Source organism: Eubacterium segne, assembly GCF_014287775.1.
Classification (GTDB): domain Bacteria; phylum Bacillota; class Clostridia; order Lachnospirales; family Lachnospiraceae; genus Eubacterium_G; species Eubacterium_G segne.
The window spans coordinates 46617-70289 of record NZ_JACOOZ010000012.1; the positions used below are offsets into that span (position 1 = coordinate 46617).

The following is a 23673-nucleotide window of genomic DNA, read 5'->3' on the forward strand; positions in this document are numbered from 1 at the left end:
TTATGTGCGCGGAATTAAGAGGGAGAGGTATAAAACGATGATAAAAGATCAAATAAGAAATATTATTATTAATGAAGTGGTAAAAAGTCCCGTGGTGGAGAAAATTAAAGAGGGACAGTTATCCTATATGAAATTAATGTCGTATTATAAATGTGCCATTATGGAAATAGAAACAAAGTTCAGGGTTTTAGATGAACAGTTTTCTTTAAGATACGACGATAATCCTATAGAAACCATAAAATCAAGGCTGAAATCCCCTGAAAGCATAATGAAAAAGGTTCAGAAAAAAGGTCTTAAAATGACTACCGATGATATTGAAAAAAATATTACGGATATTGCAGGAATCAGGGTTATCTGTTCCTTTAAGGAGGATATTTATAAACTGGCAAAATGCCTTCTTCAGCAGGATGATATAACATTAATTGAAAAGAAGGATTACATAAAAAATCCTAAGGAAAGCGGTTACAGAAGTCTGCATTTAATTGTGGAAGTACCTATTTTTCTGGAAGATGAAAAAAGAGCAATGAAAGTTGAAGTGCAGTTTAGAACCATAGCCATGGATTTTTGGGCAAGTCTTGAACATAAAATGAGATATAAAAAGGATGTAGATGAGGATTTGTTGACAGTATTATCTGAGAAACTCACGGAATGTGCAGAATTAAGTGCCAGCTTAGACGATAAAATGGAAAGTATCAAGAATTTAACAAAAGCTAAATAAAATAAGAAAGCAGGTGTAAATATGTTGTTTAATTTTGATGACATGGAAGAAACAATTCTTCACAACTTTAATGGTGGAAAGAATGACACAAAGGCAAAATGTTTATTGATGAAAACGTAAAGATACTTTATGGGACATTGGAGCCGGGCTCATCTATTGGTCTTCACACCCATGAAAAAAACAGCGAGACAGTTTATTGCATATCAGGAGAGGCTACTATTATCATGGATGGAAAGACGGAAATATTAAAGCCGGGAATGTGTCATTATTGCCCTATGGGACATACTCATGGAATGGAAAATAAAGGCGATGAAGATTTAGTGATTTTTGCTGTTGTACCAAATCACGAAAAATAAATTTTGTATGTTTTTTATATGAATATTTGAAATAGTTTTAATTTGCATAATATTCACATATTTGATAAAATCGAAACATATCACATATGTAAAGAGGTATGTATATGAACGGCGAATCATTTTATAAAAAAATGCTGCATGACCACAACGCAGTTTATTTTACAAAGGAAAATTTTGACATCCGAAATGACGGAACCATGGATGTTAGCAGTCAGTTACAGGACGCAGTATACTCTGTTGTAAAAAGGCAGGGGTATGGCGTCCTTTTTGTGCCAGAGGGAAAATATCTTATAAGTAAAACAATTTATATACCAAAGGCTGTAAGAATTATAGGATATGGAGAAGAAAGACCGGAGTTTATATTAAAGGATAATGCAGAAGGCTTTAATGAACCGCATCCTGAGCAAAAAGGAGGATACAAGTATCTTTTCTGGTTTGTAAATATGATGGCAGAGGATGAAAGCAAAATAGCTGATGCCAATCCGGGAACCTTTTACAGTGCCATGTCTAATGTAAACATACATCTTGGAAAGGGAAATGGATATGCTATTGCCTTAAGGACTCATTACGCCCAGCACTGTTTTGTTAATCACATTGATATACATGTAGAATCAGGAATGGCAGGTATATATGATGTGGGAAATGAAATGGAGGATGTGTTTATTAGTGGTGGAAAGTACGGAATCATAACCACAAAATGCTCTCCGGGATGGCCTTTTGTAATGGTGGATACACGGTTTTATGGGCAAACATCTGCGGCAATAAAAACTCACGAGGCGGGATTTAATATTATAAGAACTCATAGTGTAAATACATCCAAGTTTATTGATGTTGATGAGGGCTATTTTGAAAAAATCATAATAGAGGATAGTATTTTTGAGGATATGAGTTGTATTATCAGTGCTGCCCAGGAGTTAAACTCTCTTACCCAGATAAATGTATATAACTGTCAGCTGAAGGCTGTGGAAAATATAATCAGATTTAAGGACACGGAAAAGAATATTGCCAATGAAGATTATCAATGCAGACTAAAAAAATATATTCACGGTGTGGTGGTATCCGATGTATTTCCCGACAAGCAGTTTCATGATGAGATATACAGATATGCAAGGGAGATTAATTACAATGACTTAAAAACTGATATTCCAAAGCTTCCGGATATGGACTTGTGGGTTAATGCAAAGGAAGTGGGACTTTCAGGGGACGGCATAACAGATGATACGGAAAGCCTGAAAAAAGCAATAGAAAAATATCAGGTTATTTATTTCCCTCAGGGAGAATACATTTTATCCGATACCATTAAATTAGCTGAAAATACTGTATTCATAGGTATGAATCCGGTATCTACACAGCTGATTTTAAGAGATAATACGGAAAAATTTACAGGCTTTGGTAAAATGAAGCCTTTAATAGAAAGCTCAAATAGGAAAAATATATTGTTTGGAATAGGTATAAATACCAGTGCAAGAAATCCAAGAGCCTGTGGTGTGAAATGGCAGGCAAAAGGTGATTCTTACATTAATGATGTGAAATTCTTCGGAGGTCACGGAAACCTTGTAAAGGGTACCGGAGAATTTGAAATGCCATATGATGAGGGAAGAGCAAGAGATGTGGATGTTAAAAGAGTGTGGGATTACCAGTATCCAAGCCTGTTTATATGTAATGGTGGAGGCGGTATTTTTAAGGATATATGGTCTGCAAGTCCATATGTTACGGCAGGACTTCACATTGAAAATACAGATACTCCATCTAGATTTTACTGCCTGTCCCTAGAGCATCATGGCAGATGTGAGCTTAGAATGATAAATGCCGGAAACATAAAAATATATGGATTCCAAAGCGAGGAGGAAAAGGCAGAAGGGGAGTTTGCCATTCCTATAGAATTACATAATTGTAACAACATAACCTTTGCAACAACATATTGCTTTAGAACAGTGTTTGTAAATAAGGCATTTCCTTATTGCGTAAAAACCTGGAACTGTAAAAACATAAAGTTTTTAAATGTTCATAATTATTCTCAAATGAAATATACAATTGACAATTTTCTGTTAGATGTAAATACGGGAATTGAACTTAGACCATGGCAGGCAGCAGTTGTTGAAGTTACGGGAAATGAACAAAAAGAGGTTATTACCAACAATGAAACTATAATTAAGGATGACAGAAACAGAAAGGAAAAGTACATATCTACCCGTTTGTTTGACGGGTTCAGATTCGCTGATGGAGGATGCTGTGACGGAAAGGGCAACTTCTATTTTGTAGACAGTTTAGATAAAAAAGTATATAGAATTGACGGAAAGACTCTTAAACTTTCCCTATTCTTTGAATCACCATATAAAATTAATTCCATTGGTTTTGACACAAGGGATAACATTATTGTGGTAGGCGAATATAGCATTCCTATGGAGGCAACCATTAATGGAAAAAAAATTGTAAATACACTGCCTAAGGATGCTGATGGAACTTCCTATGGCTTCTGGTATGACAGAAGGGCGCAGGTTGTGGCTTTCTCTGTTGATGCTAACCGGGAAATTGTTAAACTTCACAAAATTAACATAGGAGATATAGAACCGGAAAGGGTATTGTACCCGGGAAACCGTTGGAGAGACAGCACGGATTTCGCAGAAGCAGTTACCTATAATCCTAAAACAGCGTTTTTAGGTCTTGACGGTGCTACAATTGTTCCGTGTCATTATGATTTAATAAGGGCTAATAATTTGGCAAGGTCAAAGCCGGGCAGGAAGCTTTATTCCGTGGACGAGTTATACAAGAGAGTATGGCAGTGTGACATAACCAAGGAAGGACTTTTGGAAAATCCTGTTCCTATAATTGAGGAGGGGGATTTTAAGGTAAAGAAATTTGATGACAAAATTTATGTCGGTGATGACAACATAAAAATATATGATAAAGGAAAACACGTATATACAATAAGAATACAGGAGAGGCCGACGACTTTTGATTTTGGTGGAGAAAAAAGGAAAACACTTTTTGTAACCACAAGGCATTCGGTTTATATTGTGAGGGAAGTTTAAAATAAGGAGACAGAAATGAAAAAGTATCTGCTTACATTATTAGTTGCAGCTACAACCATTATTTTGGTGGGATGTACTACAAATAATCAAAAAGAGAAAAGTACTGAGAAACAGCTAAAGACAGGAATCCAAAATGTTATTGAATACAAAAGCAACGGCAAGGCGGTAAAGGATAAATCTGTGTTAGGTGATAATGTGCTTATATTTTCTCCAAAGGATGATGCATCGGATATTCAAAAGAAGCTAGACGAAATATACAATATTCAGGAAAGAAATCAATTTGGAGACGAAAGATATGCCATAGCTTTTATGCCGGGAGACTACGGCAAATCTCTCCAGGTAAATGTGGGATATTATACTCAGGTGTTAGGTTTGGGAGTATTACCTACAGATACTAACATAAACAAATTGTGGGTGGATGCTTCATGGATGAATCATAATGCTACCTGTAATTTTTGGCGGGGAGCAGAAAATTTCAGCATCAATGAATACTGTATGTGGGCTAACTCCCAGGCAGTGTCTCTTAGAAGAATTAATTCTGAAGATGGTATAGTTTTAAGCGACGGAGAAGGATGGTCCAGTGGCGGCTTCATGGCAGATTCTAAATTTAATGGCAACGTGTCTTCAGGCTCCCAGCAGCAATATTTATGTAGAAATGATGAATGGAATTACTGGGAAGGCGGTGTTTGGAACATGGTGTTTACAGGGGTTAGAACATCTATAATTCCTCAGGGACCATGGCCTTATGTTCCATACACAAGGGTGGAAAAAACGCCTGAAATTCAGGAAAAACCATATTTATGTTACGATGATGAAGAGGGCTTTGGGGTAATGGTACCTAAAATGCGAAAAGATTGTGACGGTATTTCGTGGAAAAATGGAGTGGAAGGTACATGCTATAGCCTTAATACTTTTTACATAGCTAGCCCTGATAAGGATAACGCAGATACTATTAATAAGGCATTAGCACAGGGTAAAAATATCTTATTTACACCTGGTGTGTATAAAATTGATAAAACCATAAATGTAACAAAAGAAAATACTATTATTTATGGAATGGGGCTTGCCACGTTAGAAGCAGTTGACGGAAATATATGTATGGAAACAAAGGATGTTTCAGGCATAAAAATTTGTGGACTTTTGTTTGATGCAGGAGAGAAAAAATCAGAAACTATGCTTAAGGTAGGAAGTGAAAAAAGTGATGTGTTTCATGAAGATGACCCTATATGCCTAAGTGACGTGTATTTCAGGGTAGGTGGCGGAAAATATGCAGGAAAAACAGACAACTGTATTACAATAAACAGCAATAACGTTTTAGGAGATAATCTTTGGGTTTGGCGTGCCGACCACAGTGATAATGTGGGATGGAATGTTAATACGGCACCTAATGGAATTATTATTAATGGTGATGATGTAACTATGTATGGACTGTTTGTAGAGCATTTTCAAAAGTATCAGACTATATGGAATGGAAATAATGGAAGACTTTATTTCTATCAAAGCGAAATGCCTTATGATGTACCAAAACAAAAGGCATACATGAGTCATAATGGAACGGTTAAAGGTTACGCATCCCTTAAAATAAGTGATGATGCAGAAAATTTTGAAGGATATGGTATTGGCATATATTGTTATAACAGGGATGCAGATATTGAAATATTATCAGGGGCTGAGGTTCCGGATAAGGAAGGCGTCAGCCTTCATAATGTAGTTACCGTAAAACTAACGGGAAAAGGTCAGATAACCCATGTTATTAATAATCAGGGGGATTCTGTAACAGAGGGAGGAAATACAGCTCATATTAAATCGTATGAAAATGGTGAAATAGAAAAATAAAAGGATGGATTGCTAAACAGTCCATCCTCCATCAAGAGTGATTATCTGTCCAGTCAGGTAATCACTTGTTTTTATTAGTGAAAATACGGCTTTTGCCACGTCATAAGGGGTTCCGATTCTTCCACAGGGAATTTCATCACATAGGGCATTTATATCTTCTTTAGTTAAGTGAGCGTTCATTTTAGTATCGATTATGCCACAGGAAATGGCATTAACCTGGATGTTTGAAGGAGCAAGCTCCTTAGCTAAAGCCTTAGTAAAGGAATTTATTGCACCTTTTGTGGCAGAGTAGGCTACTTCACAGGAGGCACCACAGTTACCCCACACAGAGGATATGTTTATAATTTTTCCGGCTCCTTTTTTTAGAAAAACAGGAATGATTTCCTTTGACATGCCAACTGCTGATGTTACGTTAGAGTTCCATAAATTATTCCAATCTTTTTCTGTTAAATCCTGAAGAAGTCCAATAACGGAAATCCCTGCATTGTTAATTAGAATATCAGGATAATGGCCGTCTAGTTCTAATTGTTTCATTAATTTATTTATATTATTAAAATCCGATAAATCACATTTATAATAGAAGAAACTCCCATTTGCTTCTTGGGCAATGAAAGATAGTGCATCTTCATTAGAGTAATAGGTTCCTATAACCTTAAATCCTTTATTAATGAGAAAACGTGTGATTTCAACACCGATTCCACCGGAAGCACCGGTTAGTAATACTGTTTTTTTCATATTGCAAACCTCTTTTTACAAATTAATGTTGATTTTAAGTATAACATATCTTATAATCTATAGGAAGAAAAATAATCTTAACAGACATATTAGAGAATGGTATATTTTTGTTATAAAATGTATGGCATAAAGAGCAATTTGTTGACAAGTTGTGAGACTAATGCTATAATTGTAACAAAAATGTAATATTTTAATATGTAAAATTTTAAATAAGGCAAGATATTGGAGGTCTGATTTTAAATGAGATATAATTATTCAAAAAGATTTGCCGGAAGTGTTTTAGCAGCTGTTATTGCTGTTACGCTAGTTCAGCCGATGTTTGGTGAGGAATTAAATATCGAAGAACCAAGCGCAGGAGCTGCACTTGCCATAGAAAACTATATTGCAAGTACAGGTAGTGAAAACGATTTGGCATCATTACTTCCGGAAAAGGATTCATCAGTAGAAACAAACAAAACTACTACGAAGACTACAAAGAAGAAAACATCAAGCGAAGAAGAATTATTTAGTGATATAGCAATCGCCAGAGTTAACGGTGGTGCAGAAGGTTACGTAAGAGTCAGAAGAATACCAAGCACAAAGGGAAAAATGGTTGGTAAGATTTACAACAACTGTGGTGCAAGAATTCTTGAAAAGACAAACAACGGATGGTACAAGATTGTATCCGGAAGTTGTACAGGCTATATAAAAGCAGAATATTTCGTAACAGGAAGTAAGGCACAGGATTACGCATTAGATGACGGATATGTATTTGCTAACATTAAGGATACAGGTATCCACGTAAGACAGTCCCCTACTACTAAGTCAGATGTAGTAACTAACGTTTACAATAAGGAAACATACGTTATAAAGAAGTTCAGCAATGATGGCAATTGGGTTAAAATCAAAATTAAAGCCGGAGTTAGTGGCTGGGTATCATCAGACTTTGTTAAGATAAGTATTGATATGGATACAGCCATTACCATCAAGGAAGAAAAGGAACAGATTAGAAAGCAGAAAGAAGAAGAGGCAAGAGAGCGTCAGGCACAGTTAGATGCTCAGAAGAAGGCTGAAAGCAATAATAATTTACAGTCAGACAACTCTTCTAACACAGCTGGCAACAATACATCAAATAATAACAGTAATAACAGTAACAAGAGTAATAATAGTAGCAATAACAATAGTACTCCTTCACAGAGTACAAGCACACAGCCTTCATATGGAGAGGCATCAGGAGGCGGAGCTTCAGCAGTAGTTGCATACGCTAAGCAGTTCCTTGGAAATCCATATGTATGGGGTGGTTCAAGTTTAACTAACGGAACAGACTGCTCGGGATTTACAATGTCAGTATATGCACACTTTGGTTATTCACTTAACCGTTCATCATATACTCAGGTATACAACGGAACAGCAGTTTCATTAGGAGCATTACAGCCGGGAGATTTATTATTCTATAAGTACGGCGGTTCAACTATTAGCCATGTGGCTATCTACATAGGTGGTGGACAGATTATCCATGCATCAACAGAAAGCACAGGTATTATAATTAGCGGAATGGGTTCACCTTGTGCAGCAAGGAGAATTATTAATTAATATTAAAAATAACCATGCAGACAGATTGTTGCCCGCATGGTTATTTTTTTGCCTGAAATTAATTTTGTGTTGTATTTCTAAATGATGTATGGCACCAAATCTCATGAAAAAACAAGGATAAATGATTGTGCAATGAAAATCTTTGAAAAGTCAAGAGGTTATGTGGAAAATGCACAAGTTTATTACATGTTAACAAAACGTTCGTTCTTTTATAATTCGACAAAGATTTACATAAAAAGACTACAAAAAAGGTTAATAATGTTAATAACTCGGTTGATAACCTATTTTGTCGATAAAAAGATGGCAAAAAATATGTTAATAACTAATGTTAATAACTTTTAGGTCAAAAAAGGTCGAAAGTACCAAAATGATGGTTTTATTGTGCAAAATATACAAAATGGTCTTTAGAAAAAAATACCGGGAAAAAATAGCAAAAAACAATAAAAATCCTTTTGAAATATCGGCATATTATGGTATAATTTAATTACTAGTTAATGAAAGGAAGTGGTACCATGAAAATTAATATTTTCGGAAAGAATATTGAGGTAACAGATGGCATCAAAAGTGCAGTCCAGGAGAAGCTCGGAAAGTTAGACAAGTACTTTGCAGAGGAGACTAGAGCAGATGTTACCCTTAGTGTTAATCGAAACGATCAGAAAGTGGAGGTAACAATTCCTGTAAAAGGAAACATTATCAGAGCGGAAGAAGTCAGCGAGGATATGTACGCATCTATAGATATGGTTGAAGAAACTATAGAGCGTCAGCTTGTAAAGTATAAAAATAAACTTGTTGATAAGAAAAAAGCATTTAGGGAGGATTTTTCAGCTGCTTATTTGGAAGCAGACTACGATGATGACGAAGAGGATGCTGTAAAGATTGTCAGAACAAAGAGCTTTGGAATTAAACCTATGGATCCGGAAGAAGCTTGCGTTCAGATGGAACTGTTAGGACATAATTTCTTTGTATTCCTTAATGCAGATACTGATGAAGTAAACGTTGTTTACAAGAGAAAAGGAAATACATACGGTCTTATTGAACCGATGTTTGACTAAGAAATGACTAAAAAAGCAGTGGCAGGTTTTGCCACTGCTTTTTTGTGCGAGATAAACGAAAACGTAATGACAAATTGCCACAATACCTTATTGATAGGGCATATTTGCCCATAAAATCTGCTGGAAAAATTATTGATTAAAACTGTCCGTGAGATGGAAATTTAACAGATATTTTACAATGTTTACAATAAAATAAAATATGACATATTGAATTAAACATATTAAAATGGTAATATATTCACTAGTGTGCCGAATATATCGGTAAAAAAGTAGAGGAGATTATCATGGGCGTACTTAGCAAAATAATAGGAACGTATAGCGAGCGTGAATTAAAAAGACATAAGCCAACATTAAATAAAATATTGGAATTGAGACCGGAGATGCAGAAGTTAAGCGATGAGGAAATGAGAGCAAAGACTTCTGAATTTAAGGAAAGACTTAGTGCAGGAGAAACTTTAGATGACATACTTCCGGAGGCATATGCATTAGTTCGTGAAGCAACTAAAAGAACTCTTGGAACAGAACATTATCCTTGCCAGATTTTAGGCGGTATTATTCTCCATGAAGGACGTATTGCTGAAATGAAGACAGGTGAAGGAAAAACACAGACCTGCTTACTTCCGGCATATCTTAATGCACTTACAGGAAAAGGCGTTCATATTGTTACAGTAAACGAATATCTGGCAACCCGAGATGCTGAATGGATGGGTCAGGTTCACAGATTTTTAGGACTTACGGTAGGTTGCGTATTAGCAGATATGGATCATGATGCTAAGAAGGCAGCATATGAGTGCGATATAACATATATTACTAACAATGAATTAGGCTTTGATTATCTTAGAGATAACATGGTTGTATATAAGGAACAGTTGGTACAGCGTGGTCTTTCATACTGTATTATCGATGAGGTTGACTCTGTTCTTATTGATGAGGCAAGAACACCTCTTATTATTTCAGGACAAAGTGGCAAATCAACTAAGTTATATGAAATGTGTGATATTCTTGCAAGACAGATGGAAAGAGGAACAGCTAATCCTGAACTTAGCAAGATGGATGCCATTATGGGAGTTGACATTGAAGAAGATGGTGATTTTCTCGTAAATGAGAAGGACAAGATAGTTACCCTTACTGCAGACGGTATTGCGAAGGTTGAAAAGTTCTTCCATATTGACAACTATGCAGATGCTGAAAACCTTGAACTTCAGCATAACGTAATACTTGCCCTTAGAGCTCATAATCTTATGCATAGAGATCAGGATTATGTAGTAAAGGATGACGAAGTTTTAATCGTTGATGAATTTACAGGACGTATTATGCCGGGTAGAAGATATTCCGACGGACTTCATCAGGCAATTGAAGCAAAGGAACATGTAAAGGTAAACAGAGAAAGCAAGACTCTTGCAACTATCACCTTCCAGAACTTCTTTAACAAGTATGAAAAGAAGGCAGGTATGACAGGTACTGCCCTTACTGAAGAAAAGGAATTTAGAGATATTTACAGCATGGACGTAGTTGAAATTCCAACTAACAGGCCGATTGCAAGAATTGACCATGAAGATGCTGTATTTAAAACAAAGCGTGGGAAATTACATGCAGTTATAAATGAAATAGAAGAATCATATAAGAAGGGACAGCCTGTTTTGGTTGGTACCATTAATATTGATTCATCAGAAGAAATCAGTTCATTACTTAAGAAAAGAGGAATACCTCATAAAGTATTGAATGCTAAATATCATGAGTTAGAGGCTGAAATTGTTGCTCAGGCAGGACAGCATGGAGCTGTAACTATTGCCACTAACATGGCAGGTCGTGGTACCGATATTAAACTTGATGATGATGCAAGAGCTACCGGTGGACTTAAGATAGTAGGAACAGAAAGACATGAATCACGTCGTATCGATAATCAGTTACGTGGACGTTCCGGTCGTCAGGGAGATGTAGGTGAGTCTAAATTCTTCATTTCTCTTGAAGATGATATTATGAGATTGTTTGCATCTGAGAAACTTATGTCAGTGTTTAATGCATTGGGAGTTCCTGAAGATGAAGAGTTACATCACAAGGCTCTTACGAAGACAATTGAAAAAGCACAGAAGAAGATTGAAGGAAACAACTTTGGTATTAGAAAGAACCTTATGGAATACGATAAGGTTAATAACGATCAGAGAGAAATCATTTACGCAGAAAGAGCAAGAGTGTTAAATGGTGAAAACATGAGAGATGCCATCATAAAGATGATTTATGATATTATTGAATCTCAGGTTGATATGTTTATTAGAGATGATCAGGCACCAAAGGATTGGGATATGTCAGGACTTTCACAGTCAATGCTGGAAATCATTCCGTTTAAGCTTAACCTTACTGAAGCAGATATTGAAAAGTTATCAAAATCAGAATTTAAGCAGATGTTAAAGGAAGAAGCCGTTAAATTATATGAAATGAAGGAAGCTGAATTCCCTGAACCTGAGCATATCAGAGAATTAGAAAGAATTGTTCTTCTTAAGGTTATTGACAGAAAGTGGATGGATCACTTAGATGACTTAGAACAGTTAAAACAAGGTATCGGTCTTATGGCATACGGACAGAGAGATCCGGCTGTAGAGTACAAGATACAGGGCTTTGAAATGTTTAATATAATGATTGACAATATCAAGATAGATACTGTTAAAACCTTATATCATATTCAGGTTGAGCAGAAAGTTGAACGTGAAGAGGTTGCTGAAGTTACAGGAACTAACAAGGATGACAACGGAGGCGTTAAGAAACCAAAGCAGAGAGCAGAAGCAAAGATATATCCTAATGATCCTTGCCCTTGTGGAAGTGGAAAGAAATATAAGAACTGTTGCGGAAGAAAAGCATAGAAATCTATGATTTATTGTAAAAGAGACGGGCAATGCCCGTCTTTTGCAATATTATATCAATGTAATTAATCAGCCTTAAATATGGGCGGTGAAGTTAAGGAGTTTTCGTGGTTGAATTAGATCAGTATAAATATCAGTGGAACCAGTATAAAGACAGTGTTAAGGAATTAGAGGCATCCTTTAACATTGAGGTAAAAAAAGAACGGTTAGAAGAAATAGAGGCTTCAATGGAGGAACAGGATTTTTGGGAGGATGTGGAAAAATCCCAAAAACTTACAAAAGAAATGAAGCAGTTAAAAAACAGCCTTGATACAATTAATGGTCTTGTGGAGCAGTATAACGAAATAGGAGTTTTAATTGAAATGGGGGAAGAAGAGGAAGATTTAAGTATAGTAGATGAAGTTGAAAATGAATTAAAAGATTTTATTGAAAATTTTGAAAAAGTGAAGATTCAGACCCTGCTTTCAGGAGAGTATGACAAATACGATGCAATATTAAAAATTAACGCAGGTGCAGGTGGCACGGAATCCTGCGACTGGGCAGGAATGCTTTATAGAATGTACACCAGATGGGCGGAGAGCAAGGGCTTTGAGACAGAAGTTATTGATTATTTAGATGGAGATGAAGCCGGCATAAAATCAATAACCTTTCAGGTAAAAGGTGAAAATGCTTTTGGTTATTTAAAATCAGAAAAAGGAGTACACAGACTGGTTAGGATTTCGCCTTTTAATGCAGCAGGAAAAAGACAGACATCTTTTGCTTCCTGTGATGTAATGCCTGATATTGAAGAAGATCTGGATGTGGAAATAAATGATGACGATATAAGAATTGATACATATCGTTCAAGCGGAGCAGGAGGACAGCATATTAATAAAACATCATCGGCAATAAGAATAACCCACCTTCCAACAGGAATAGTTGTACAGTGTCAGAATGAACGTTCCCAGCTTCAAAATAAAGACAAGGCAATGAAAATGTTAAAGGCAAAACTATATATACTTAAAAAGCAGGAAGAAGAGGAAAAGCGCTCAGGCATAAGAGGCGAAGTTAAAGAAATAGGATGGGGAAATCAAATCCGCTCCTATGTAATGCAACCTTATACTATGGTAAAAGATCATAGAACCGGAGAAGAAGTTACAGATGTAGGTAAGGTAATGGACGGATACATTGATCCATTCATAAATTCCTACTTAAAATGGCTTAATATAGACAAAGATAAACAATAATATTGATAATTGTTTATATCCGTGCTAAAATCTACGAGTGTGTGATTACTAAAGTTTCTTTAGAATCCTGTAGTTGTGGCACGTGGCAACATCTGCAGTTGCAAATACCCAAAATTATAATGACAAGCGAGGAGTAAATATGATTAAAGTTGCAATCTTAGGATATGGAACAGTAGGTTCCGGAGTTTTTGAAATTATTAGAGAAAATAAAGATTTAATTGCTGCAAATGCAGGTGAAGAAATTGAAGTAAAATATGTATTAGACTTAAGAGATTTTCCGGGAGACCCTTGTGAAAATGTTTTAGTTCATGATTATAATATTATTTTAGAAGACCCTGAGGTTGAAATCGTAATCGAAGTAATGGGTGGATTAAAGCCGGCATATGATTTTGTAAAGGCAGCCCTTGACGCAGGAAAGAGTGTATGTACATCAAATAAGGAACTGGTGGCAAAGCATGGAGCTGAATTAATAAGAATTGCAAAGAGCCATAACAGAAATTTCCTTTTTGAGGCATCTGTAGGTGGCGGAATCCCTATTATCAGACCGATTAACATGCACATTACAGCTGACAAAATCTGCGAAATAACAGGAATATTAAATGGAACAACTAACTATATCCTTACAAAGATGGATAAAGAAGGAGCAGATTTTGCAAGTACACTTAAACAGGCACAGGATTTAGGATATGCTGAAAGAAATCCTGAGGCAGATATAGAAGGTTTTGATGCTGTAAGAAAAATTGCTATTTTAGCATCATTAGCTAAAGGTAAGACTGTTGATTTTGAAGAAATTTACACAGAGGGAATTTCAAATATAACAGATATAGACTTTAAATATGCAAAAACAATGAACAAATCAATAAAGCTTCTTGGAAAATGCAAGAATGAAGATGATGGTGTCGTAGCTTCAGTGGCACCTAGGTTATTATCCCAGGAGCATCCTCTTTACAATGTTAATGGTGTTGTAAATGGTATATTGGTACGTGGAAACATGGTTGGAGATTTAGTGTTTATTGGAAGCGGAGCAGGAAAACTCCCTACAGCCAGCGCAGTTGTATCTGATGTGGTAGACGCTGTAAGACACTTAAATGTGTCAACAACAGTTATGTGGGATGAGGAAAAATTGGAATTAGAAGATTTTTCTAAATCAAAGAAACATTTCTTTGTAAGAACAAAGGCAGATAAAAAGGATATTGAAAGCATATTTGGAAATGTAGAGTACGTTGATGCGGGAATATCAGGAGAAACAGGCTTTATTACGGAGAAAATAAGCGAAGAAAAGTTTAGTGAAAAGGCAGATAAATTAGGCATTATCTCAAGAATAAGAATTGAGGGATAAGACCTATAAATCATAAATATAATAGACTTATTCTATATGTGAGGAGAAGCGATGAAGTATATAGTTGTATTAGGAGATGGGATGGCTGACAAGCCTATTGAAGAGTTGGGAAACAAAACACCATTAGAGTATGCTGACACACCTACCATGGACAGATTGTCAAAGGTATCAGAGGTGGGATTGGTACATACCATACCTAAGGGGATGAAACCGGGGAGTGATACCGCGAACCTTTCAGTATTAGGATATGACCCTAAAAAGTATTACACAGGGCGTTCACCTCTTGAAGCATTAAGTATAGGTGTTGATATGAAAACTACGGATGTTGCTTTAAGATGCAATATTGTTACAGTTTCCACAGACGACCTGCCATACGAAGAAAAGACTATAATAGATCACAGTGCCAGTGAAATAAGCACAGAAGATGCAGCTATTTTGTTAGAGGCTGTTAGAAAAGAACTTGAAACGGATACTTATAAATTTTATGTGGGAACAAGTTACAGACATCTCACAATATGGGATAATGGAGAGGTAGTTGACTTAACACCACCTCATGATGTTTTAGGACAAAAAATTGGTCAGTATTTACCAAAAGACGAAGTTTTAAGGGAAATGCAGAAGAAGAGCTATGATATTTTAGCTAATCATCCAATAAATATTGATAGAATGAAGAAAGGACTTAACCCTGCTAACTCATTATGGTTTTGGGGAGCAGGAACAAGACCTTGTGTAACTTCTTTTGAAGAAAAGAACAATAAAAAAGGAGCTATGATATCAGCAGTGGATTTGTTAAAGGGAATTGCTGTTGGTGCAGGCATGAAAGTTATAGAAGTTGAAGGTGCCACAGGAGGACTTGAAACTAACTATGAGGGAAAGGCTTCAGCAGCAGTAGATGTACTTTTAAATGAAGGCTATGATTTGGCATATGTTCACGTAGAAGCACCGGATGAAATGGGACATCAGGGTAGCGTTGAAAGAAAAGTAAAGGCTATTGAAAATCTTGATAAAAGGGTGATTAAGGTTATAACTGAAGCTATGGATAAGTCAGGAGAGGATTACAGATTGTTAGTTATGCCTGATCATCCTACACCTATTTGCGTTAGAACCCATACAAGTGATCCGGTTCCATATATGCTTTATGATAGCACGGATTTAAAGGATGAAAAGCATGACTACAATGAAAAGTGTGGAAAAGAAAGCGGACTTTTTATGGCAAATGGTTATGAAATGATGGATTATCTTTTGTCAAAATAATAATAAAAATTCATATACTAAAATATATAAGCGAAGGGAAACAAAAATCATGAAAGAAACAAAAGTTGTTAAATTTGGTGGAAGCTCATTAGCTGATGCAAAGCAGTTTAAGAAGGTAGCAGATATCATTCTTGCAGACCCTACCAGACGCTTTGTTGTAGCATCTGCACCAGGAAAACGTTTTGTTGAAGATATAAAAGTAACAGATATGTTGTATAAATGCTATGAGTTGGCATCAGAAGGTGAAAACTTTGATGAAGAATTTCAGGCAATAAAAGACAGATTTAACGGAATTATAAGTGAGTTAGGTATAGAAGATTTCTCCTTAGAGAAAGAATTCGAGGCAATTAAAGGTGCTTTTTCTCATATGGCAGGTAGGGATTACGCTGCAAGCCGTGGAGAATATTTAAACAGCATGGTTTTGGCAAAATATCTTGATTTTGATTTCATAGATGCTGCAAAATATGTGTTCTTTGATGAGTCAGGAAGCTTTGACTGGGAAAAAACAGCTGAAAAGCTTGTGCCAAAGCTTGCTTCAACAGAATATGCAGTTATACCGGGATTTTATGGCTCAATGCCTAATGGTACCATAAAGACATTTTCAAGAGGTGGCTCAGATGTAACAGGTTCAATTGTTGCAAGAGCAGCTTCTGCTAAGATATATGAAAACTGGACAGATGTTAGTGGATTCCTTATTTGTGATCCTAGAATCATTAATAATCCGGAACCTATTAACACAATAACCTATGCTGAACTTAGAGAATTGGCATACATGGGTGCTACTGTATTACATGAAGATGCAATTTTCCCTGTACGTGCAGCAGGCATACCTGTAAATATTAAGAACACCAACTGCCCACAGGATAAGGGAACAATGATTGTATCTGAAACGGCAGAGCCTTGTGAGCATATTATTACAGGTATTGCAGGAAAGAAGGGAATGTCCGTAATCAATATTGAAAAGGATAAGATGAATAGCGAAGTGGGATTTGGAAGAAACGTACTTCGTGCCCTTGAAAAGAGCAATGTAAGCTTTGAACATATGCCATCAGGTGTAGATACCATGAGTGTGGTTATTCAGACAGATGCCCTAACAGGAAAAGAGACAACTATTTTAGATGAAATCCGTTCAAGAGTTCATCCGGATCAGTTGTTTATAGAAAATGATCTGGCTCTTATTGCAGTTGTAGGTCGTGGAATGAAGAGTGCCAGGGGAACAGCAGCAATATTATTTACAGCATTAGCTGAAGCACGTGTAAATATCAAAATGATTGATCAGGGTTCATCGGAACTTAATATAATAATCGGTGTTGATGATCAGGATTTTGAGGTTGCAATGCGCGCAATTTATAACGCATTTATTAAAGTAAAAAAATAACATTGACAAAAAAATAACATAGTATTATCATAACTATTGAATAATTTAATACAGAAAATTCTTCGGGGCAGGGTGCAATTCCCGATCGGCGGTTACAGTCCGCGAGCGTTTTACGCAGGACTTGATTTGGTTCAAGTCAGGATATGGTGAAAATCCATAACCGACAGTATAGTCTGGATGGTAGAAGATTTAGTAATATGATTTTTAGTACGCAATTTTGTACTAAATGTTATTGTGTTATGAAATTTTTAAGCCCTGAGTTATACTCAGGGCTTTTCTGATATTAGTAGAAATAATTAACTAATGCAGAATTAAAAAGAAGAATTTCCTGAGAAAAAGAAAGGAGATTATATTTATGAAAGAATTATTCAACACAAAAAATCTTGTATTAATGGCGGTGTTTGCAGCATTAGGAGGAGTTCTTATGTTATGGGAATTTCCAATACCATTTATAGCACCGGGATTTTATGAAATGGACTTAAGCGAAGTGCCTGTACTTATAGGCTCCTTTATTGCCGGCCCTGTGGCAGGAGTTATAATGGAAGCGGTCAAAATTATCATTAAGATAATGATTAAAGGCACATCTACGGCATATGTTGGTGATTTCGCAAATTTCTGTATAGGATGCTGTTTCATAGTACCTGCAAGTATTATTTATAAGAAAATCAAAACAAAGAAGGGCGCATTGATAGGCGTATGTGCAGGAACCGTATTTATGGCAGTAGCTGGCGTAGTGCTTAACTACTTCATTATGATACCATTTTATGTAAAAGCCTTTGGAACACCTCTTGATGGAATACTTGCCGCAGGAAAAAGCATTAACCCTTTAGTAGGAAACAAGCTTTCATTTACAATTGTGTGTGTGGCACCATTTAATATTATAAAAGGTGTAATTGACAGTATAATTACATTTTTGCTGTATAAACGCATAAGCACTTTTATTAAAAGCATTGGACACAAATAAATATATAATTTGAAAATAATAAGAATATTGTTTATAATCATATTTGGGTTTATAATATAGCCTTATGATTGTAAACAATATTTTTTTAGGAGCAAATATGATTTATGAGACAATGTCTCCAAAGGAGACTTTTGAATTAGGTAGAAAAATAGGACTCGAAGCAAAAGCTGGGGAGATAATCTGTCTTGACGGAGACTTAGGTGTAGGAAAGACGGTGTTTACCCAGGGATTTGCCAAGGGACTTGGAATTGACGAGGCTGTAAACAGTCCCACATTTACCATTATCCAGGAATATGATGAGGGGCGTCTGCCGTTATATCATTTTGACGTATATAGAATTGGTAATCCTGAAGAAATGTATGAAATAGGTTATGAAGACTATTTTTATGGTCAGGGAGTATGCCTTATAGAATGGGCAAAATTAATAGAGGAATTAATACCTGATGAAGCAAAAATTGTTTTGATTGAAAAAAACCTTGAAAATGGTCTTGATTATAGAAAAATAACTGTAAGTGATTAGGAGAAAAAATGAGGATTTTAGCAATAGACAGTTCATCCATGGTGGCTACCGTAGCCATAACAACAGATGGAATTTTAAACGCAGAATATACCATTAATCATAAGAAAACTCATTCCCAGACACTGTTACCAATGATTGCGGAAATAGTGAAAATGATAGAAATAGATATGGATAGTATAGATGCAGTAGCAATTACAGGTGGTCCGGGTTCATATACAGGCTTAAGGATAGGCAGTGCCACTGCAAAAGGCATAGGGCTTGCCCTTAATAAGCCGATTATAAATGTGCCAACCATGGATGCACTGGCATATAATTTATATTCATCCCAGTATGTAATATGTCCTATAATGGATGCAAGAAGGGGTCAGGTATACACAGGAATATATAAGTTTGAGGAAACAGAAATGAAAACCATTAAACCTCAGTGCATTATGATGATAGATGAGTTGATAAAAGAACTGGATACAATAAAAGAATCGGTTATGTTTTTAGGGGACGGAGTAGATGTTCATAAGCAACTTATAGATGACATAATGGATACTAAACACTATTACGCTCCGGCTTCCATGAACAGACATAAAGCCTCAACGTTAGGCACTATTGCAGAAATATATTACAAAAATGGAAAAACAGAAACAGCTAAGGAGCATAAGCCTGAATATCTCCGTCTATCCCAGGCAGAAAGAGAATTAAAGGCAAAAATGAAAGAGGCAAAAAGTGACAATTGAATCAATGACTGTAGATGACATTGCTCAGGTGGCAGAAATAGAAAGGCAGATTTTTTCTATTCCCTGGTCAGAAAAGGCATTTAGGGATTCTATGGAGAGTGACAATACCATTTATATTGTGGCAAAGGAAAATGACAATGTGGCAGGGTACGCAGGCATGTACTTATCCTTTGAAGAAGGCAATATAACCAATGTTGCAGTAAATCCATTAAGCAGGCGAAAGGGAATTGGAGAGAAGATTGTAAGAGATATCTTAAATAGGGCATATGAAAAAGGTGTCAGGGATGTTTTTCTGGAAGTAAGGGAGACTAACAGTGTTGCCATTGCATTATATGAAAAGATTGGTTTTAAGGAAGAAGGAATAAGAAAAAACTTTTACGATAAACCTAGGGAAAACGCACTTATAATGTGGAAACATAATCTATAAACGGAATAACTTTCCACTATGATTTTTATACACAAAATAATAAAATAATTATGAATTTTAAATCATAGGAGAAAAGAATATGAGAGTGTACAAACAAAATCAGTTAGAATCAGTGTTTTGCAATAAATGTGGAAAGAAAATTAAGGTTCAAAATCACGTTATTGTGGAAGGTGCCTTTGAATTAGAGTATAAGTGGGGATATTTTTCTGATAAAGACGGAAAAAAACATTCCTTTGATTTGTGTGAAAAATGCTATGACGAAATTACAGAAGAGTTCACATATCCTGTTGAAGAAGAGGGGTATACTGAACTGGTATAAAAGGTAAAGGTGAAATAATGTTAGATGTATGTTTGTTAGGTACCGGAGGGATGATGCCATTACCAAGGCGTTATCTTACTTCGCTTATGTGCCGCTACAACGGAAGTAATATTTTAATAGATTGCGGAGAGGGAACCCAGGTTGCCATAAAACAGAAAGGCTGGAGTTTTAAGCCTATAGATGTTTTATGCATAACTCATTACCATGCAGATCACATAAGCGGGCTACCGGGACTTTTACTTACTATGGGCAATGCAGAACGAACAGAACCTCTTCTTATGATTGGGCCAAAAGGGTTGGAAAAGGTGGTTAATTCTCTTAGAATAATAGCACCGGAACTTCCTTTTGATATTGAATTTATAGAATTAACGGAAAAACTTCAGACAATACAAATGGAAGAATACAGGATAAAAGCGTTTAAAGTTAATCATAAGGTCACATGTTACGGATATTCCATAGAAATAGACAGAAGTGGAAAATTTAATCCTGAAAAGGCAAAAAAATTAGGCATTCCTCTTCAAAAGTGGGGAGTGTTGCAAAAAGGTGAAAGTGTAGAAATAAATGGGGGTAAATATACCCCTGATATGGTTATGGGTGAACCTAGAAAAGGCCTTAAAGTTACTTATTCCACAGATACAAGACCGGTTCCTAATATTGTTCAGGCAGCTACCGGAGCAGATTTGTTTATATGTGAAGGTATGTACGGGGAACCGGATAAGGAAGCAAAAGCAAAAGAGTATAAGCATATGACATTTAAGGAAGCTGCAGAAATTGCAAGAGAAGCCAATCCAAAAGAAATGTGGCTTACTCATTATAGTCCGTCTTTAGTGAAACCGGCATTATATATGGATGCAGTAACGGAAATATTTGAAAATGCAAAACCAGGAAAAGATGGGATGTCTGTTGATTTAATATTTGAAGAAGAGTAGAGGTGACAATATTGAAGGATATAAAAATACTTGCAATAGAAAGTTCGTGCGATGAAACAGCAGCTGCTGTGGTTGTAAATGGCAGAGAGGCTTTGTCTAATGTTATATCTTCCCAGATAGATTTGCATACACTATATGGTGGAGTAGTGCCTGAAATAGCCTCCAGAAAGCACATAGAGAATATCAATTATGTTATAGAAAAAGCTTTAAGGGACTCTAAATGTACATTAGATGATATTGACGCTATAGGTGTAACTTACGGCCCCGGACTTGTAGGGGCACTTTTAGTAGGTGTGGCTGAAGCTAAAGCCATTGCTTTTGCTAAAAATATTCCATTAGTGGGAGTGCATCATATTGAGGGACACATTTGTGCAAATTATGTAGACAATAAAGATTTAAAACCACCATTTGTATGTCTTGTAGTATCAGGAGGACATACTCATCTTGTGGTAGTTGAGGATTACGGAAAATATAGGATTTTAGGAAAAACAAGAGATGATGCAGCAGGAGAAGCTTTTGATAAGGTAGCAAGAGCCATAGGCTTAGGATATCCCGGCGGCCCTAAAATTGACAAAGTATCCCAAAATGGAAACCCTCATGCATATGAGTTCCCTAGGGCTAAAATAACAGGAAGTGAGTACGATTTCAGCTTTAGCGGACTAAAGTCGGCTGTTCTTAATCAGATAAATCTTGCAACAATGAAGAAAGAAACAATCAATCAGGCAGACATTGCTGCATCATTTCAAAATTCGGTGGTGGACTCATTAGTTACAAGGGCTATGCACGCATTAGAAGAGACAGGAATGAAGAAGTTTGCCATAGCAGGCGGAGTGGCTTCTAACACAGCAGTCAGAAAAGCCTTTCAGGAAGAATGCAGCAAAAGAAATATTGACTTTTACAGACCATCGCCTGTTTTGTGTACAGATAATGCAGTTATGATTGGCTCAGCTGCATATTATGAATACATAAACGGAACACGTCACGGATGGGATTTGAATGCAATACCTAATCTTAAATTAGGGGAAAGATAAAGTTAGTGGAGGAATTATTATGTCTGGTAAGATTTCTGCTATAGTGTTAGCTGCCGGAAATGGACGGAGAATGAACAGTAAAAACAAAAAGCAATATATAATGATAAAGGGAAAACCGGTTTTGTGGTATTCCCTTTTTGCATTTGAACAAAGTAAAACAGATGAAGTTATATTAGTAACATCTAAAGATGATATTGAATATTGCCAAAATGAAATAGTAGATAAATACAATCTGAAAAAGGTAAAGAAAATCGTAGAGGGAGGAGCCGAAAGATATAATTCCGTGTACAATGGATTAAAAGAGGCGACAGGAGATATAGTTTTGATTCATGATGGGGCAAGACCAATGGTTAATCGAAAAATTATTGAAGAATGTATTGCGGGGGCAGAAAGCTATAAAGCATGTGTTGCAGCAGTCAGGGTGAAAGATACCATAAAGATAAGTACAAAAGACAATATAATTGACGGTACACCTGACAGAAACACATTATGGAGTATACAAACACCTCAGGCATTTTCTACATCGTTAGTAAAGGAAGCATACGAAAAAATGATGCAGGATCAGGAGAAAAACATAACAGATGATGCCATGGTAGTAGAAGAATATTCTAATTTTAAAGTTAAAATAGTAGAAGGAGACTACAAAAATATAAAAATTACTACTCCGGAAGATATTTATATTGCAGAAATGTTCTTGAAACAGACACAAAATATAGTATAGAAGCTATTAGAAAGGCTTATATGTTGTTCTAACTAATTAAGGAGCAAAAAATAGGCAGAAAAAAATTGAAAAAAGTTTAAAATTGGTGTTGACACTTTGAGAAAATAGTGTTAGTATAATCAAGCACGTCACGAGAGCGTGCAACACGGAGAGGTGTCCGAGTGGTTTATGGTGCCGGTCTTGAAAACCGGTGTGGGTAGTACCACCGTGGGTTCGAATCCCACCTTCTCCGCTACAGAGAAATCTGTAACAACACGTAAGATAAAAGTCAACTGCTTGGAGAAGTACCCAAGTGGCTGAAGGGGCTCCCCTGGAAAGGGAGTAGGTCGTTAATAGCGGCGCGAGGGTTCAAATCCCTCCTTCTCCGTTTGAGAAACTTCTCAAAAAAAGCTTTTTTAAAAAGATTTAAAAAGTTGTTGACAAACATCAAAACGTATGATATGATATGCAAGCTGTCGCAAGAAAACGACAACGGTCAACAAAAAAACTTTTAAAAATAAAAGAAAAAAGTTATTGACAAAGCCGAATAACTATGATATAGTAATATGGCTGTCGCGAGAGCGACAAACAAAAGGAACATTGATAATTGAACAGCAACCATCCCTGAAAATTCAAATAAATATTTTCAGAGCGAACATTGTTAATTCGAGTAATCGAAGCTAACGATTTCCAAAACAA

The 23673-nt window shown here is 36.1% G+C and carries 20 protein-coding genes, 2 tRNA genes and 1 riboswitch; of the genes, 21 read left to right on the plus strand and 1 reads right to left on the minus strand.

Annotated features, from left to right (window positions below; all coding sequences use genetic code 11):
- Positions 1 to 37: 37 nt before the first annotated feature.
- From H8S00_RS13455 to H8S00_RS13470, 4 genes are all read left to right on the plus strand, one after another.
- Positions 38 to 718, plus strand: a complete 681-nt coding sequence (locus tag H8S00_RS13455; protein WP_118589636.1) for a GTP pyrophosphokinase — start codon at positions 38 to 40, stop codon at positions 716 to 718.
- Positions 719 to 816: 98 nt separating this feature from the next.
- Positions 817 to 1074 carry a cupin domain-containing protein gene (locus tag H8S00_RS13460; RefSeq protein ID WP_366459997.1) on the plus strand — a complete coding sequence of 86 codons (258 nt, stop codon included), beginning with the start codon at positions 817 to 819 and terminating at the stop codon, positions 1072 to 1074.
- Between the two features lie 104 nt (positions 1075 to 1178).
- A complete protein-coding gene (locus H8S00_RS13465; RefSeq protein ID WP_186840732.1) occupies positions 1179 to 4106 on the plus strand; it encodes a glycosyl hydrolase family 28-related protein in 2928 nt (975 codons plus the stop codon).
- Positions 4107 to 4121: 15 nt separating this feature from the next.
- Positions 4122 to 5942: a pectate lyase-like domain-containing protein gene (locus tag H8S00_RS13470; RefSeq protein ID WP_186840733.1), complete on the plus strand. Its 1821-nt coding sequence runs from the start codon at positions 4122 to 4124 to the stop codon at positions 5940 to 5942.
- Between the two features lie 12 nt (positions 5943 to 5954).
- Here the strand turns inward: H8S00_RS13470 and ymfI are convergent, their stop codons facing one another.
- Positions 5955 to 6677 carry an elongation factor P 5-aminopentanone reductase gene (gene ymfI, locus H8S00_RS13475; protein WP_021951768.1) on the minus strand — a complete coding sequence of 241 codons (723 nt, stop codon included), beginning with the start codon at positions 6675 to 6677 and terminating at the stop codon, positions 5955 to 5957.
- A 240-nt stretch (positions 6678 to 6917) separates the two neighbouring features.
- Here ymfI and H8S00_RS13480 point away from each other — a divergent pair, with 240 nt between their 5' ends.
- The 17 genes from H8S00_RS13480 (at position 6918) to H8S00_RS13560 (ending at position 23362) form a co-directional block, all read left to right on the plus strand.
- On the plus strand, positions 6918 to 8249 hold the full coding sequence (locus H8S00_RS13480) for an NlpC/P60 family protein (RefSeq protein WP_186840734.1): 1332 nt from the start codon (positions 6918 to 6920) through the stop codon (positions 8247 to 8249).
- 512 nt (positions 8250 to 8761) lie between these two features.
- The gene (hpf, locus tag H8S00_RS13485; protein ID WP_021951770.1) at positions 8762 to 9301 is read left to right on the plus strand and encodes a ribosome hibernation-promoting factor, HPF/YfiA family; all 540 of its coding nucleotides are present in this window, start codon (positions 8762 to 8764) and stop codon (positions 9299 to 9301) included.
- Between the two features lie 284 nt (positions 9302 to 9585).
- A complete protein-coding gene (gene secA, locus H8S00_RS13490) occupies positions 9586 to 12159 on the plus strand; it encodes a preprotein translocase subunit SecA (RefSeq protein ID WP_186840735.1) in 2574 nt (857 codons plus the stop codon).
- A gap of 107 nt (positions 12160 to 12266) precedes the next feature.
- On the plus strand, positions 12267 to 13385 hold the full coding sequence (gene prfB / locus H8S00_RS13495; RefSeq protein WP_021953625.1) for a peptide chain release factor 2: 1119 nt from the start codon (positions 12267 to 12269) through the stop codon (positions 13383 to 13385).
- A gap of 139 nt (positions 13386 to 13524) precedes the next feature.
- A complete protein-coding gene (locus H8S00_RS13500) occupies positions 13525 to 14724 on the plus strand; it encodes a homoserine dehydrogenase (protein ID WP_021953626.1) in 1200 nt (399 codons plus the stop codon).
- 51 nt (positions 14725 to 14775) lie between these two features.
- A complete protein-coding gene (locus H8S00_RS13505) occupies positions 14776 to 15978 on the plus strand; it encodes a cofactor-independent phosphoglycerate mutase (RefSeq protein ID WP_186840736.1) in 1203 nt (400 codons plus the stop codon).
- A 49-nt stretch (positions 15979 to 16027) separates the two neighbouring features.
- On the plus strand, positions 16028 to 17356 hold the full coding sequence (locus tag H8S00_RS13510; RefSeq protein ID WP_118589530.1) for an aspartate kinase: 1329 nt from the start codon (positions 16028 to 16030) through the stop codon (positions 17354 to 17356).
- 54 nt (positions 17357 to 17410) lie between these two features.
- Positions 17411 to 17549: riboswitch (FMN riboswitch) on the plus strand.
- 162 nt (positions 17550 to 17711) lie between these two features.
- A complete protein-coding gene (locus tag H8S00_RS13515) occupies positions 17712 to 18320 on the plus strand; it encodes an ECF transporter S component (RefSeq protein ID WP_186840737.1) in 609 nt (202 codons plus the stop codon).
- A 97-nt stretch (positions 18321 to 18417) separates the two neighbouring features.
- Complete coding sequence (tsaE, locus tag H8S00_RS13520; RefSeq protein WP_021953630.1) at positions 18418 to 18840, plus strand: tRNA (adenosine(37)-N6)-threonylcarbamoyltransferase complex ATPase subunit type 1 TsaE; 423 nt, start codon at positions 18418 to 18420, stop codon at positions 18838 to 18840.
- 8 nt (positions 18841 to 18848) lie between these two features.
- Positions 18849 to 19568, plus strand: coding sequence for a tRNA (adenosine(37)-N6)-threonylcarbamoyltransferase complex dimerization subunit type 1 TsaB (gene tsaB / locus H8S00_RS13525; RefSeq protein WP_021953631.1), 720 nt, complete (start codon positions 18849 to 18851; stop codon positions 19566 to 19568).
- Positions 19558 to 19995, plus strand: coding sequence for a ribosomal protein S18-alanine N-acetyltransferase (gene rimI, locus H8S00_RS13530; RefSeq protein WP_021953632.1), 438 nt, complete (start codon positions 19558 to 19560; stop codon positions 19993 to 19995). The genes tsaB and rimI overlap by 11 nt, the downstream gene beginning before the upstream one ends.
- Positions 19996 to 20074: 79 nt before the next feature.
- Positions 20075 to 20314, plus strand: a complete 240-nt coding sequence (locus H8S00_RS13535) for a hypothetical protein (protein ID WP_021953633.1) — start codon at positions 20075 to 20077, stop codon at positions 20312 to 20314.
- A 17-nt stretch (positions 20315 to 20331) separates the two neighbouring features.
- On the plus strand, positions 20332 to 21243 hold the full coding sequence (locus tag H8S00_RS13540; RefSeq protein ID WP_186840738.1) for a ribonuclease Z: 912 nt from the start codon (positions 20332 to 20334) through the stop codon (positions 21241 to 21243).
- A gap of 11 nt (positions 21244 to 21254) precedes the next feature.
- A complete protein-coding gene (gene tsaD, locus H8S00_RS13545) occupies positions 21255 to 22274 on the plus strand; it encodes a tRNA (adenosine(37)-N6)-threonylcarbamoyltransferase complex transferase subunit TsaD (protein WP_021953635.1) in 1020 nt (339 codons plus the stop codon).
- Between the two features lie 19 nt (positions 22275 to 22293).
- The gene (gene ispD / locus H8S00_RS13550; RefSeq protein WP_186840740.1) at positions 22294 to 22995 is read left to right on the plus strand and encodes a 2-C-methyl-D-erythritol 4-phosphate cytidylyltransferase; all 702 of its coding nucleotides are present in this window, start codon (positions 22294 to 22296) and stop codon (positions 22993 to 22995) included.
- Between the two features lie 147 nt (positions 22996 to 23142).
- Positions 23143 to 23227, plus strand: a tRNA-Ser gene (locus H8S00_RS13555).
- A gap of 46 nt (positions 23228 to 23273) precedes the next feature.
- A tRNA-Ser gene (locus H8S00_RS13560) sits at positions 23274 to 23362 on the plus strand.
- Positions 23363 to 23673 lie beyond the last annotated feature (311 nt).